This window comes from Muriventricola aceti (assembly GCF_025567565.1).
Classification (GTDB): domain Bacteria; phylum Bacillota; class Clostridia; order Oscillospirales; family Oscillospiraceae; genus Lawsonibacter; species Lawsonibacter aceti.
In genome coordinates this window covers 165,000-179,165 of the sequence record NZ_JAOQKF010000004.1, presented here as the reverse complement: position 1 = coordinate 179,165, position 14,166 = coordinate 165,000, and the positions used below count along the sequence as shown (strand labels likewise).

The 14,166-nt window shown below is 56.1% G+C and carries 15 protein-coding genes; 11 read left to right on the top strand and 4 right to left on the bottom strand.

The genetic code is table 11. The annotated features are described in order from the left end of the window. Positions 1 to 12: 12 nt before the first annotated feature. Together OCV64_RS06205 and OCV64_RS06200 are read right to left on the bottom strand one after the other, a co-directional pair. A complete protein-coding gene (locus OCV64_RS06205) occupies positions 13 to 1,323 on the bottom strand; it encodes a BMP family ABC transporter substrate-binding protein (protein ID WP_147572574.1) in 1,311 nt (436 codons plus the stop codon). Between the two features lie 81 nt (positions 1,324 to 1,404). Further along, positions 1,405 to 1,980: a xanthine phosphoribosyltransferase gene (locus OCV64_RS06200; RefSeq protein ID WP_147572573.1), complete on the bottom strand. Its 576-nt coding sequence runs from the start codon at positions 1,978 to 1,980 to the stop codon at positions 1,405 to 1,407. Between the two features lie 430 nt (positions 1,981 to 2,410). On the opposite strand from OCV64_RS06200, the gene OCV64_RS06195 reads away from it, so the two are divergent. After that, complete coding sequence (locus OCV64_RS06195; protein ID WP_147572571.1) at positions 2,411 to 2,887, top strand: hypothetical protein; 477 nt, start codon at positions 2,411 to 2,413, stop codon at positions 2,885 to 2,887. Between the two features lie 46 nt (positions 2,888 to 2,933). Here the strand turns inward: OCV64_RS06195 and gap are convergent, their stop codons facing one another. Continuing rightward, entirely contained in the window at positions 2,934 to 3,953 is a 1,020-nt protein-coding gene (gene gap, locus OCV64_RS06190) for a type I glyceraldehyde-3-phosphate dehydrogenase (protein WP_147572570.1), read from the bottom strand. Positions 3,954 to 4,268: 315 nt separating this feature from the next. Beyond that, entirely contained in the window at positions 4,269 to 5,513 is a 1,245-nt protein-coding gene (locus tag OCV64_RS06185; RefSeq protein ID WP_186853205.1) for a dicarboxylate/amino acid:cation symporter, read from the bottom strand. 393 nt (positions 5,514 to 5,906) lie between these two features. On the opposite strand from OCV64_RS06185, the gene OCV64_RS06180 reads away from it, so the two are divergent. The 10 genes from OCV64_RS06180 (at position 5,907) to OCV64_RS06135 (ending at position 13,993) form a co-directional block, all read left to right on the top strand. Next, the gene (locus OCV64_RS06180) at positions 5,907 to 6,716 is read left to right on the top strand and encodes a ParB/RepB/Spo0J family partition protein (RefSeq protein ID WP_186853207.1); all 810 of its coding nucleotides are present in this window, start codon (positions 5,907 to 5,909) and stop codon (positions 6,714 to 6,716) included. Between the two features lie 222 nt (positions 6,717 to 6,938). Then, entirely contained in the window at positions 6,939 to 7,694 is a 756-nt protein-coding gene (locus tag OCV64_RS06175) for a ParA family protein (protein WP_262669564.1), read from the top strand. A gap of 120 nt (positions 7,695 to 7,814) precedes the next feature. Next, positions 7,815 to 8,708 carry a ParB/RepB/Spo0J family partition protein gene (locus OCV64_RS06170; protein WP_147572562.1) on the top strand — a complete coding sequence of 298 codons (894 nt, stop codon included), beginning with the start codon at positions 7,815 to 7,817 and terminating at the stop codon, positions 8,706 to 8,708. Then, positions 8,701 to 9,324: a hypothetical protein gene (locus OCV64_RS06165; protein WP_262669563.1), complete on the top strand. Its 624-nt coding sequence runs from the start codon at positions 8,701 to 8,703 to the stop codon at positions 9,322 to 9,324. Before OCV64_RS06170 ends, OCV64_RS06165 begins: the two co-directional genes overlap by 8 nt. Before the next feature lie 172 nt (positions 9,325 to 9,496). Next, the gene (gene serS, locus OCV64_RS06160) at positions 9,497 to 10,798 is read left to right on the top strand and encodes a serine--tRNA ligase (RefSeq protein ID WP_186853209.1); all 1,302 of its coding nucleotides are present in this window, start codon (positions 9,497 to 9,499) and stop codon (positions 10,796 to 10,798) included. A gap of 222 nt (positions 10,799 to 11,020) precedes the next feature. Further along, positions 11,021 to 11,455, top strand: coding sequence for a large-conductance mechanosensitive channel protein MscL (mscL, locus tag OCV64_RS06155; RefSeq protein ID WP_262669562.1), 435 nt, complete (start codon positions 11,021 to 11,023; stop codon positions 11,453 to 11,455). Between the two features lies 1 nt (position 11,456). Continuing rightward, positions 11,457 to 11,825 (top strand): hypothetical protein, encoded by a 369-nt coding sequence (locus tag OCV64_RS06150; RefSeq protein WP_186853211.1) that lies wholly within the window; start codon positions 11,457 to 11,459, stop codon positions 11,823 to 11,825. A 24-nt stretch (positions 11,826 to 11,849) separates the two neighbouring features. Next, positions 11,850 to 12,563: a 16S rRNA (guanine(527)-N(7))-methyltransferase RsmG gene (gene rsmG / locus OCV64_RS06145; protein WP_186853212.1), complete on the top strand. Its 714-nt coding sequence runs from the start codon at positions 11,850 to 11,852 to the stop codon at positions 12,561 to 12,563. 105 nt (positions 12,564 to 12,668) lie between these two features. Continuing rightward, complete coding sequence (locus OCV64_RS06140; RefSeq protein ID WP_147572549.1) at positions 12,669 to 13,403, top strand: nucleotide-binding protein; 735 nt, start codon at positions 12,669 to 12,671, stop codon at positions 13,401 to 13,403. 173 nt (positions 13,404 to 13,576) lie between these two features. Continuing rightward, on the top strand, positions 13,577 to 13,993 hold the full coding sequence (locus tag OCV64_RS06135) for a methylglyoxal synthase (RefSeq protein ID WP_147572547.1): 417 nt from the start codon (positions 13,577 to 13,579) through the stop codon (positions 13,991 to 13,993). Positions 13,994 to 14,166 lie beyond the last annotated feature (173 nt).

Sequence of the window (14,166 nt, the reverse complement as noted above, 5' to 3'; positions counted from 1 at the left end):
CGTTCAAAAAGCTCAGGCCACTACGACACCCTTGACAAAGTAGTTCATGGTGCCGGTGATGACGCCGTCCTCCACAGACTCGCCGCCGGCGGGCACGATCTCGGTGTTGGCGGGAACCACCACCTGGCCGTCCTTGGTCTCGTCCCGGTCGCTGGTGACCAGAGCGTCGTCATACTGCTCCACGGCGGCCTTACCGTCAGCGACTGTGACCTTCAGCTTTACGCCGGAGAACACGTCCCAAGCGCCGGAAACGATAAGCTCACGGACCTGGTCAATGGCGTCCTGGGTGCCGGCAGCACAGTTGTCACTCAGGGGGGACACATCTACAAAGCCTTCGGCCAGACCGCCGTACCAAGCTTCGCCGCCCATCTTCTCCACGAACTGGGAAGCATCGCCTTCACAGGCCATGGCAGTCTCGATTGCCAGCTTGTAGTAGACATCCCAGTTCCACACAGGGGCAGTCAGGTGGGCGTTGGGGGCGTCCTTGGTCATGTCGGAGTTGTAACCGCAGCCAAACACGCCGGCCTTCTCCGCGGCCAGCTGAGGCTGGGCAGAGTCGCAGTGCTGGGCGATGACACCGCAGTTGTAGCTGTTAATCAGCTCCTCGGCAAAGGCGTACTCGTTGACCTCGTCGAACCAGTTGCCCAGCTCCTTCACATAGACAGTGGCGTCGGGGTTGACGGCCTGGACACCCAGGGCAAAGCCGTTAATGCCGGAGCAGGTCTCAGCGTACTCAGTGCCGTAGGCGGACACATAGCCCACATTGTTATTGTTGGTCTCCAGGCTCTTCAGGCCAGCGGCAATACCGGCCAGGTAGCGCGCCTGATAGATACGGCCAAAGTAGTTGTTGTAGTTGTTGGGGTTGCTCATATAGCCAGTGGCGTGAGAGAAGATCACATCGGGATACTCCTCAGCCTTGTCGGCCATGGCATTCAGATAGCCGAAGGAGATGCCGAAGATGATGTCGCAGTCCTCGCCCACCAGGGTATCCACGGCGGTGGCCACGTTCTCATAGTCCTCGGTGATCTCGTCCTGGATGATGAGCTGGGTGTCGGGGTCCATGCCCAGGGCCTCCATGGCCTTGGTAATGCCGTTGTGGTGGGCATAGGTGTAGCCGGCGGTGTCGTTCTTGCTGTTGATGTAGATAGCGCCCACCTTAAAGTCGCTGACGTCGGTGGTCTGGGAGCCGCCAGCCTGGCTGCTGCTGGTGTTGGACTGGTTGTTTCCGCTGGTGGCACTGTTGCCGCCGTCGCCGCTGTTGCCGCAGGCGGCCAGGGACAGGACCATGGCCATTGCCATAGCCGCCGCAAGGATCTTCTTCATCGTTGTGTTATCCTCCTTAGTTTTTGGTTGCTCTTTTCATTCCTCGGATGGTACATATATTAAAACCGGATGGCTCCGGCTTTAATCCGCGAACTCCACACCGTTTTCCTCACTCATAGCCTTGACTCTGGCCAGGGACTCCACCCGCACGCCCTGGGCGCGGAGCCGGTCTCCACCGGGCTGGAACGCCTTTTCAATGACGATCCCCGCCCCGGCCAGCTGTGCCCCGGACTGCGCCACTATGTCGATCAGTCCCTCCAGGGCGGCGCCGTTGGCTAAAAAGTCGTCAACGATAAGCACCTTGTCCTGGGGGCCTAGAAACTTTTTGGACACGATGACCTGATAGATCCGGCCGTGAGTAAAAGACTCCACCTGGGTGGCAAAGACCTCGCCGTCAATATTTTTGGTCTGGGTCTTTTTGGCAAAAATCACCGGACAGTGAAAAAACTGCGCCGTGATACAAGCGATCCCGATGCCGGAGGCCTCGATGGTCAAAATCTTGTTCACGCCGCAGTTGGCGAACCGGCGCTGGAATTCTTTGCCGATCTCCTCAAAAAGGGCAATATCCATCTGATGGTTCAGAAAACTGTCCACCTTCAGCACATCGTTCCCCTTCACGATCCCGTCCTGACGGATCCGCTGCTTGAGAAGCTCCATTTCCAGTCCCCGTCCTTTCCTCGAAAATGACAGTGGCCCGAAAATACGGGCCACGCTACTTCTTGATATACATTCATTCTACAAAAAATTTTCGTCCCCTGCAATCCCTTTTTTAAATTTTTTCTCTTGCGCCTTCCACAATTTTTTCTCTGTTTCTCCCCAGCTTTCGTCCTTTTTCACCAACCACGCCTTCTTTTGCCCCGACCGTCCCGTTCCACAGGAGAAAACGGGGCAATACGGTACCGCTTGAAATACAGGCTGACAAAGTTTCAGCCGACATAACCAAGTGCAGCATCTTTTTTCAGTCGGTAATCCTGCACAATTTTTTTTAAAATCTTCTTGATATTTAATGCAACCTGAACTATAATAAAACTATACACAGCCCCTTTCACCCCAGTCTATTTTATTTAAAGTATAGGAGGAAACGTCCATGGGTTATCCGAAAACTGGAAATGAGGTTTATGTCAGCTTTTCCCTGTCAAATACAATGTTCTCCGGCATTGGCAAAGGGACCATTACCAGAGAACTGGTATCGGTAGATTATCTAAAGGACCTATTCCAAAAATACGGGGTCATCGTATCGGCCAAGCCGGAACAGCGCCGGCTGCTGGAACTGGTGAACGAGGCCTACGGCCTGGGTCTGGAGATTCCTGACACCCTGAAGCTGGCCCGCCTGTCTGAAAAGAACCGCCGTCTGGTCCTCATTTCCGTCCAGGGCCTGAAGCGAGTCAACGGCTCCCTCCTCCCCTCTTATAGCGAGGAGGAATTCCAGGAGGCCACTTTTGAGTTTGTCAAATACTATGTCCAAAGCCGGCACTACGACGATCTGGTGGCGGAGAACAACAAGCTGAAAAGCGACTTGGAATCTGAGATCGCCTGGCGTACCAGAACGACCGCTGACGAGTAAAACAAAAAAGAGCCGCCTGCTGGTTTCCCGGCAGACGGCTCTCCTTTTAGGAACGGTCCACGCGGTACATATGGGAAATCAGGTCCAGCACTTTATTGGAGTACCCCCACTCGTTATCATACCAAGCGATCAGCTTGACAAAGCGGTCATCCAGCATGATACCCGCGGTTTCGTCCAAAATGGAGGTGTGGGGATTGCCAATGATATCGGAGGACACGATCTGATCTCTGGTATAGGATAGGATTCCCTTCATGGGGCCCTGGGCGGCCACATGGACAGCATGGCATATATCCTCATAGGTGGTGGGTGTCACCAGGCGGGCGGTCAGGTCCACCACGGATACATCATTGGTCGGGACACGGAAGGACATCCCGGTCATTTTGCCCTTCAGCTCCGGAATGACCAGGCCCACCGCCTTGGCCGCCCCGGTCGTGGAGGGAATGATGTTGCCAATGACAGAGCGGCCTGTCCTCCAATCACGCCCCGCTCTGGCGTCTACCGCCTTCTGCTTGGCTGTAGAGGCATGGATGGTAGACATAAGGGCCTGCTCTATCCCAAAATTGTCCTGGATGACCTTAGTCAGAGGCGCCAGACAATTTGTCGTGCAGGAGGCGTTGGATACTACATCCATATCCGCGCTATAATTCCAGTGGTTGACGCCCATGACAAAGGTGGGCGTCATTTCATCTTTGGCCGGAGCGGTAATGACCACTTTTTTTGCCCCGCCCTGAAAATGGAGGGAGGCCAGCTCTTGGGAGTTAAAGGCCCCGGTGGATTCTACGATGTACTGTGCGCCGCACTCGCTCCATGGGATCTGCCCCGCGTCGCTCTGACTGAATACCCGGATCCTGTGTCCGTTTACGATCAGGTCGCGGCCATCATGCTCCACCGTCCCCTGAAAGGTATGAAACACTGAATCATACTTCACCATGTACTCCATGTAGTCCAGGTCAGCCTTACGCAAATTGATGCCGCGCAGGTCAAAGCCGTCCCCTCGCTCCAAGATGATTCGGAGCACAACCCTTCCAATCCGTCCGAATCCATTGATCCCAACTGGAATACCCATTTTACATCATCCTCCATTTTACTTCTCAATAAATACTAAAAAATATATATTTAGTATAGCTTTCATTATATATCTCTTTTCTAATTTGTCTATATAATTAAATAAGTTTTTTCTAAATAAATATTTTTATTGCTTAATTTTATTATAGAATAATATAATTATTATTTAAATAAAAATCAAATTCTTTTCCGGCTTGTTTAAAAAGTAAGAGGGAGCCTCTCCCAAAGGAGGGGCTCCCTCTTATTGTTCCATTGACGCGCCAGCTTTGTGGATCGGGCGGCCCTCACCGCCTCTCCAGGCACAACGCGGAGAAAATCAGCGGACCGCGCCCTGCGTCTTGGCGGTCTTACGGTCCTCCATCTTGGACACGATGACCGCACAAGCGGCGTCGCCAGTGATGTTCACTGTAGTACGGCCCATATCGAAGATCCGGTCGATCCCGGCCACCAGAGCGATACCTTCGATGGGGATATTGACGCTTTGAAGAACCATGGCCAGCATGACCATGCCCGCCCCTGGTACGCCGGCGGTACCGATAGAGGCGAGGGTAGCGGTGAGCACTATGGTGACCATTTGTCCCAGGCTCAAATCAATGCCGAAGGCCGTGGCGATAAAGATGGCACAGACGCCCTGGTAGATGGCAGTACCGTCCATATTGATGGTGGCCCCCAGGGGCAGGACAAAGGAGGCCACCTCACGCCGGGCACCCAGCCGCTCGGAACACTCCAGCGTAAAGGGCAGCGTCCCTACTGAAGACGCGGAGGAAAAGGCCATCATCATAGCCGGGGCCATGTAAGCAAAGAATTTGAGAGGGGACACTCCCCCCAAGGTACCCACGGTTAGGGAATAGACCAGGACGGCATGAAGGATGTACCCCACATAGGCCACTAGCAGCACCGCCACTAGGGATGCTAGGATCTCCGGGCCGTTTTCCACGATGACCGGACAGATCAGGCAGGCTACACCAATGGGAGACAACTTGATAATCAGGTCCATAATCTTCATGGACACCTCATTGAAACTGTCCACAATCTGGGCGGCCACCAGCCCCTTCTCTCCGGCCAGCAGGATACCGAAGCCCAGCAGCAAAGAAATGACGATAACCTGGAGCATAGAGGCGTTGGCCAACGGCGTGATTGGGTTGGCGGGGAAAATATCCACAATGACCGACATAATGCTTTTTCCCGCTGGGGGTTCATAGCTCAGGCCGCTGGTTTCCAAGGTCGTAAAGAGGCCGGCCCCCTTCGCCACGCTGGCCAGCGTTAGGGCCAGCACCACCGCAAAGGCTGTGGTACACATATAATATACCACTGTCTTGCCACCTACCGAACCCACGCGGCTGATGTCCTGCATCGAGATGACTCCGGCAGCGATGGAAAACAGGACGATAGGCACTACAATAAATTTCAGCAGGTTCAAAAAGATGTCGCCCCAGGGCTTGATATAGCCAATGGCGATCTGCCCTCCGTCAGGGACCGCCATCAGTATCAGGCCCGCGGCAATACCAGCCACTAAGCCGACAAAGATCCAAAAGGCAAGAGGCAGTTTTTTTGTTTTCATAATTCTCCTTCTCCTTCCCTATCTTCCCTTATACTTTCGCAAGGATTTTCCAGAAATAAAACGGCCGTAATCATACATACAACGGCATTGGACCCGGCCCTCTCCCTCTCTCCTTCCTCTTATTTCCCTTATCCCCGCTTTTTACAGCACTTTTTCTTCTGCTTTCATTATATACACCTCGCTTTGAATTTACAAGGTATTCTCTTCCTCTCCTTTTATAATTGTGCAAGTTCCCCATATCAATCATTCATTTTTTATCTATTCAGTCAGCCTTTGACCCTCCCTCTGAAATTTTTACGGATTTTTTTCTGCCCCTCTGTGTTTTCGACCTATTATTTACCATATTTTGGTAGAATATGGGTGTGAGAACTTGACAGAAAGGCGGTACCTATCATGCGGCTGCTGCCCAAAAAAGGTATATTCGACAGCGGGCGTGTCCTATTCCTCCCTGTGGACTCAATCCTCCCCAATCCTGACCAGCCCCGCACGTTGTTTTCCCAACCCGAACTAGAGGAACTGGCTGACTCCATCCAGTCTATGGGTATTTTACAGCCACTTACTGTGCGCCGCCGGGAGGGCGGCTGGGAGCTGGTGGCTGGCGAGCGGAGGCTGCGTGCGGCCAAGCTAGCCGGTCTGCGGGAAGTGCCCTGCCTATCCATCCAGACAGACGGTCAGTCCTCCTCCCTGCTGGCCCTGGTGGAGAATCTCCAGCGGCGTGACCTGGATTTTTGGGAGGAGGCTCTCGCCCTGCGTAAACTCATTGACACCTATCACATCTCCCAGGATGAAGCCGCCCGGCGTTTGGGTAAGAGCCAGTCCGCTGTGGCCAATAAGCTCCGGCTGCTGAAGCTGGACCCGGCGGTCCTCACAATCCTGCGGGAAGGTGGATGCACCGAGCGTCACGCTCGCGCCCTGCTCCGTCTGGAGGACCCGGCCCAGCAGCGGGAAGCGGCGCAGCAGGTGACCGAGCGTTCCCTGACCGTGGCCCAGACAGAGAGTATGGTGGAGGCCATGCTCTCCTCTCCCTCCTCCGGCCCTAAAAAGAAACCCACGTTTATTGTCAAGGATGTCCGGCTGTTTTTAAATACCATCAGCCGTAGTCTGGATCTGATGCGCTCTGCCGGCGTCAACGCCTGTTGCCGCAGAGAGGACACCGACGAGGAGATTTTACTTACCATTCATATTCCCCGAAGGGCCACATGACGCCCTCCCCCCTTTTTGCCCCGTGGGCTTTTGATCCTGAGCCCACGGGGTTTTTGCGCCCAGATGGCCCTGATGTTTCACGTGAAACATTAGGCACTCATTTTTTGTGGGAAAGGACAGAGAAAAAGCGGAAAAGCAGTTGAAATCCCGGTGCCCGATTGATATAATAAGATGCTGTACCGCCCCTTCGGGGGCATTTTCATCGCTGCTAAGGAGGCGCTCATGGCCAAGATCATCGCTGTCGTCAATCAAAAGGGCGGAGTAGGCAAGACGACCACCGCTGTCAACTTGTCGGCCGCCCTCCATGACCTGGGCAAGCGGGTGCTGCTATGCGACTTCGATCCCCAGGCCAACTCTACCTCCGGCATGGGTGTAGATAAGAACACCGCCTCTCCCAATGTCTACGATGTGCTGATCAATGGGGCCGAGCCGGCCAAAGCAGTGGTCCGGACCAGATATGGCGATGTTCTCCCCTCTAACAAGGCGCTGGCCGGAGCGGGCATTGAGATGATCGCCATCGACAACCGGGAGAGACTGTTGAAAACCGCCCTGGACGCCCTGTCCGGGGACTATGACTATATATTTATCGACTGTCCCCCTTCTCTAGAGCTGCTCACTGTCAACGCCCTGTGTGCCGCCGGCTCCCTGTTGGTCCCGGTCCAATGCGAATACTATGCCCTGGAGGGGCTTAGCGACCTCTTGGCCACAGTGCGGTTAGTCAAGCGGGGATTGAATCCCGCCCTCACTCTGGAGGGGGTTCTGCTCACCATGTTCGACAGCCGTACCAACCTCTCCCTTCAGGTAGCGGAGGAGGTCAAGCGCCACTTCCCTGGCCAGGTATACGCCACCGTCATCCCTCGAAACGTCCGCCTCTCCGAGGCACCCAGCCACGGCAGACCCATCTCCGCCTATGATCCCTATTCTCGGGGCGCGGAGGCCTACCGCCTGTTGGCGGATGAGATCGCGTCCAAGCGCTAACCTTATAAAAGAGTACGGAAAGCGGAGCTTTCGAGGTTCTGCTGTGTGGTCGTCCGGCTCTTATGAATCAATATCGTTCCTCTCCGCACCCGATGTTTTACTCTGGAAAAGGAGTTTATTATGGCAAAACGAACCAAAGAACTGGGGCTGGGCCGTGGTCTTAACGCCCTGCTGGGCGACCCGGACCTCCAGCCCCAAGGCGAGGGCTCTGTATCCCTGCCCATTTCCCAGGTCGAGCCGGGACTGAACCAGCCTAGAAAGCGATTTGACGAGGCGGCATTGGCCGATCTCACTGAATCTATCCGAGTCCACGGCATTATTCAACCCCTTACGGTTCGGCGGCTGTCCTCCGGCTACTATCAGATTATCGCCGGTGAACGCCGGTGGCGGGCGGCCAAGGCCGCCGGGCTGGCCGAGGTGCCCGCCGTCATTATTGAGGCGGATGACCGGAAGGTCATGGAGCTGGGCCTGATTGAAAACCTCCAACGGGAGGACCTGAATCCGGCCGAGGAGGCTCGAGGCTATCAGGTCCTGATGGATGAATATGGTCTGACCCAGGAGCAGGTAGCTCAACAGATGGGCAAGTCCCGGCCCGCCATCGCCAACACTCTGCGCCTGCTGGCTCTGCCGGATGAGGTGCTGGCGCTTCTGGAGGAGGGCATTCTTTCCGCCGGGCACGCCCGAGCCATTCTAGGCGCCCCCACCGCCGCCATTCAGAAGGAGGCGGCCCAGCGGGTAGCGGAGGGTCAGCTCTCTGTGCGCCAGACCGAAGCGCTGGTCAAGGCTCTTCAAAAGGAGCGTAATGAAAAGCCGAAGGCCGTCGGCCCCGACCTCTCCCTCTACCTGGGAGATCTGGAAAAGGACCTATCCGGCCGGCTGGGCCGGAAGGTGAAGATCGCCCACAAAGGAAAAAAGGGCCGGATCGAGCTGGAGTACTATGATGACCAGGACCTGGAAGCTCTCTTGACCCTGCTTCAGAGCCTCCACCGGGAAGGAGGTGGTGGGAATGGATGAGGAAAAAGATCAGCAGGTAGGACAGGCCCCCCAGCCTGATTCACAGGATCTCCCCCCCTCTCCCGCCAAACGTGGGGACAAACCCATGACCAAGGGACAGCGGCAGCGCCGCCAGCGGTCGGTATTCCAATATATAGCCATCCTCTTTGCCGCCGCCTTCTTGCTGTTGCTGTACTCTTTCATGATGGAGCGGCGGCAATATCAGAGTTATCTGGAGCAAAACCAGGAGCAAATCGACAGCCTTCAGCAGTCCGCATCCGCCGTTCAGCGGTTGGATACCCTGTACGAGGAGAATGCGAAGTTGAAGGAGCAGGTAGCGGACCTGGAGGAACAGTTGGCGGATGCCAATGACCAGTTAGATGTGCTGCCTGATGTTATCAGCCACCAGGAACATGTGCTCTCTGAAACCTGCCGCGCCCTAGACCACTTCTGGCAGATTGACGAGGCCTATGTTCGGGGGCGTTATTCCCTTTGTCGTGAGTTAATTCAGGAGATGGAAGCCACAGAAAATGGGCAGACACCGCTGAAAGACTATCTCCCTAAGGAGAGCACCACTGACAATGGCCGTTTTTCTCCCTATGACCGCTATCTGGAGATTTACGAGGCTCTTTATTAGGGCACTTACTCTACCCTCAAGCTGAGGCCGAGCGCCAGGGAGATCTGTTTTGTGACCTAGAGACATGGGCGTTGGATCAGGAAAGCCCGCCAAGTCACTCCTTATCAAACTGACTTTCCCCCTGGAACGTTTCACGTGAAACATTACACTTAAATAAAGGAGAACGTATAAAATGTTAGATATTCGATTTGTCCGCGAGAACCCCGATGCCGTCAAAGAAAATATCAAAAAGAAATTCCAGGAGGCCAAGCTGCCCTTGGTTGATCAGGTCATTGCCCTGGACGAGGAGAACCGGGCCGCCGTTAGCGAGGCCAATGAGCTCCGCGCCAGCCGCAACGCCCTGTCCAAACAAGTGGGTATGCTCATGGGTCAGGCAAAAAAAGATCCCTCCAAGCTGGAGGAGGCGGAGGCGGTCAAGGCCCAGGTCAAGGCCAACGCCGACCGTCTGGCGGAGCTGGAGGCCAAGGAAACCGAGCTGGCCGCCCAGATCCGCAAGATCATGCTTCAAATCCCCAACATCATCGATCCCTCCGTCCCCATTGGCCCCGACGATTCCGCCAACGTAGAGGTAGAGCGGTTTGGGGAACCCAAGGTACCGGACTTCCCTATCCCCTACCACACTGAAATTATGGAGTCCTTCCGCGGCATCGACATGGACGCCGCCGGCCGGGTATCGGGCAACGGCTTCTACTATCTGCTGGGAGACGTCGCCCGGCTGCATGAGGCAGTGCTGGCCTATGCCCGAGACTTTATGATCAACAAGGGCTTCACCTTCTGTATCCCTCCCTTTATGATCCATGGCAACGTGGTGGAGGGCGTCATGTCTCAGACTGATATGGAGGCCATGATGTACAAGATCGAGGGGGAGGACCTGTACCTCATCGGCACCAGCGAGCACTCCATGATCGGCAAATTTATTGACCAAATCATTCCTGAGGAATCCCTGCCCCAGACGCTCACCTCCTACTCCCCCTGCTTCCGCAAGGAGAAGGGCGCTCATGGCATCGAGGAGCGGGGTGTCTACCGCATCCACCAGTTTGAGAAGCAGGAGATGATCGTGGTCTGCCGGCCTGAAGACTCCATGGACTGGTACGAAAAGATGTGGCGCTACTCCGTAGAGCTTTTCCGCTCCCTGGACATCCCCGTGCGACAGCTGGAGTGCTGCTCCGGCGACCTGGCCGACCTGAAAGTCAAGTCCTGTGACATTGAGGCCTGGTCTCCCCGCCAGCAAAAATATTTTGAGGTGTGCTCCTGCTCCAATCTGGGTGACGCCCAGGCCCGCCGCCTGAAGATGCGGGTCAAGGGGGAAAAGGGCACCTATCTGCCCCACACACTGAACAACACAGTGGTAGCTCCGCCCCGTATGCTCATCGCCTTCCTGGAAAACAACCTCCAGGCCGATGGCTCCGTGGTCATCCCCCAGGTCCTTCGTCCTTACATGGGTGGTCTGGAAGTCATGGTGCCTGAAAAGTAATTTAGCGATTGGGATATTCTATTTTGCAATATTTTTATTATATATTACAATTTGTATTGACCGTTCTGGAGCGATTTACAGCACGTCTTACCCTACCCCAAGTCATTTGGACCGCCGAAAATGGCTCCAGACGGGTCGCAGGCTTCAAACCGTTGCGGCCCAACGGTTTCCAGGTTCTCCCCTTTCCGGTAGGCCCATTCAGCAGATAGGAGGAAAGCAGGCATGAAAAAATTTTTGGAAGAATTCAAGGCCTTCGCTATGCGGGGCAATGTAATGGACATGGCCGTCGGCGTGGTCATCGGCGGCGCCTTTGGCAAGATCTCCACTTCCCTGGTCAATGACATCATCATGCCCCTAATCTCCATGATTACCGGCGGCATAGACTTCTCTGACTGGAAGCTGGTCCTCAACGAGGCGGTGATCGATACCCAAGGCACTGTCGTCACCCCCGAGTTGGCCATCAACTACGGCAACCTGATCTCGGTGATCCTGGACTTTATCATCATCGCGTTCGCCATCTTCTGTGTCATCAAGGCCATCAACCGGCTCCATAAGAAGCCGGAGGAGGTCCCCGTCGAGGAGCCCGCTCCCCCGGAGCCCAGCGCCGAGGAGAAGCTGCTCACCGAGATCCGTGACTTATTAAAGGAGAGATCCTAAAATGTCCGAGGAAAAGCTCCCGGAGGAGCATAAAGGGGAGGACCGGGGATATACCCCCGCTTCTCCCCTGAAAAGGACCATGGCCTGGATCGCCCTGGCCTATGTGCTCATCCTCTTAGCCCTGACCACCTACTACTTTTACACCGGCACTACTTTGGGTAATCTGGCCCCCTTGCTCACCGTTCCCGGCCTCATCGGCTTGGGGGCGCTGGCTCTGGTGAGCTGGCGGTCCACTGGTCGGCCACGCAAATGGCTCGCCATCCTGCTGGCTATTTTGTGCTGGCTGGCTGCCCTGGCCACTCTGCCCATCGGCATTGTGGGCCTGCTGTCAAACTTCAGCGGGTTCGGCATCATTGCGTCAGTTTTCTGATCCCTGATTCTGGAGGAAGCAACCATGCGTGATATCATCGCCGCCGGCCTGGAGGAGCTGGGCCTGTCCCAACGAGTCCCACCGGAGGCACCGGAGCTGCTGGAGGCCTACGGCCGGGCGCTGCTGGAAAAAAACCAGGTCATGAACCTGACCGCCATTACCCAGCCCGACCAGGTGGCCCGGCTGCATATGCTGGACTGCGCAGCCCTGCTCAACTACGTCCACCTAGAGGGGAAAACGCTTCTTGACGTAGGTACCGGAGCCGGATTTCCCGGTCTCCCCTTAAAGATCCTCTGCCCCACCCTGGAGGTTACTTTACTGGACTCCCTGGGCAAGCGGGTCCGCTGGCTCCGTGAGGTGTCGGAGCAGCTTGGTCTGTCCGGTGTCACGGCCATCCACGCCCGAAGCGAGGAGCAGGCCCTGGTTAAAGGCTTTCGGGACTCCTTTGACTTTGTTACCGCCCGGGCGGTGGCCGACCTGCGGCTGCTGGCCGAGCTGTGCCTCCCCTTTGTGAAAGTGGGCGGCGTGTTCCTGGCCATGAAATCGGTGGACTGCGGCCCTGAAGTGGAGGGCGCCGCCCATGCTATCAAGCTGCTGGGTGGCCGGGTCCGGGACCAGGCGGACTATCAAATTCCCGGCACAGAGATCACCCACCGGGTTGTGGCCATCGAAAAGGTTGCTCCAACGCTCAAGGGCTATCCCCGGCGCTGGGCAAAAATTCAGAAAGAGCCGCTCTGACGAAAAGGCCTAAAAAAAACAGGTTTTAGACGAAAATTTTTTGTGAAATAGTTGACGAAATCCCAAATTGTGGGTACACTTGATTTGGTGAGTTAGGAGGTTTTTATGGGAACTGTCATTGCCGTCACCTCCGGGAAGGGAGGGACTGGAAAGACCTCCATCACCGGCGGCGTAGCCGCCTCCCTTGCTCTGATGGGCCACACGGTACTATGTATCGACATGGACATCGGCCTGCGTAATCTGGACATCACCCTTGGTCTCAGTGACCGGGCCCTGATGGACTTTTCTGACGTGGCGCTGGGCCGCTGTCCCCTGGCGAGAGGGGCTGTGGACCACCCCGATGTGAAGGGGCTGTCCCTACTCACTGCCCCTATGTCCCTGTCCCCCAGTCTGACCATCGACAAGGTCCGGGCCATGCTGGATACCGCCCGGGGGCAATATGACTACATCCTCATTGACTCCCCCGCTGGACTGGGGGCCGGCTTTCGGCTGGCCATCTGCGGAGCCGACCGAGCTCTGGTCATCGCTACCAATGATGCCTCCTCTTTGCGGGACGCCCAGCGTACAGTCTGCGAGCTGGAGAGTATCCGCCAGGTCCACCTGATCATGAATCGTATCCAGCCCAAGCTCCTCCGGAAGCTGCGGGCCACTATCGACGACGCCATGAACACCGCCGGCCTGCCTCTGATTGGGGTGGTGCCGGAGGACGATCAGGTCATGCTGGCCGCCAACCTGGGCCAGCCCTTGACCGCCCAGGGGCGACGGGGCGCCGCCCTGGCCTGCTGGAACATTGCCCTCCGTCTGGACGGCAATCAGGTTCCCATCATGCGCATCCGGTAACCCCCCTGGCCAAGACGCGCCCCTGGCCAGGAAAAATAAGAAGTATAATGGAAATACCCCGCCTACAGGGGTCCGTTTCCACAGGGCGGCCTACGGAAAAATAGATCAGTATTTTACGTTGGCCCCACAAAGCCTGGCGGCAAAGTCTCCGCCGGAGAAGGAGGTAACGCCTTATGAATATCGCGATCATGAGCCATACCAAAAAGCAGGATCTGATGGTCCAGTTCTGCACCGCCTACTGCGGCATCCTGTCCAAGCATACGGTATGCGCCACCAACGCCACCGGCCGCATGGTTATGGAGGCCACCGGCCTGCCCGTCAACCTGTTTTTATCCCATGAGCATGGTGGGATCGAGCAGATTGGCCAGCGCATCATTTATAATGAGATTGACCTGGTGCTGTTCTTCAACTCGCCTCTGGATAACGAGATGGATCAGAGCGTCCTCTACATCTCCCGGCTGTGTGACCAGCACTCCGTGCCCATGGCCACCAACGTGGCCACCGCCGAGCTGCTCATTCACGGGCTGGCCCGGGGCGACCTGGACTGGCGGGAGGGCATGAATCCCAATCGGGTCCCCTTTGCCCTATAAGGCTTGACTTTTCTTCCCCGCTGGGGTAAGATCGATAAATCACCGTGATGACGGCTCATTAGTATTCGGTATGTCGCCCAACAGAGAGGGGCCCCTTGGTTGAGAGGGCCCTAGGGTCCGGCTCCGGAGAAGACAGTGCCACCAGCGGGCCCGGAGACGGGTGCGGTCCCCTT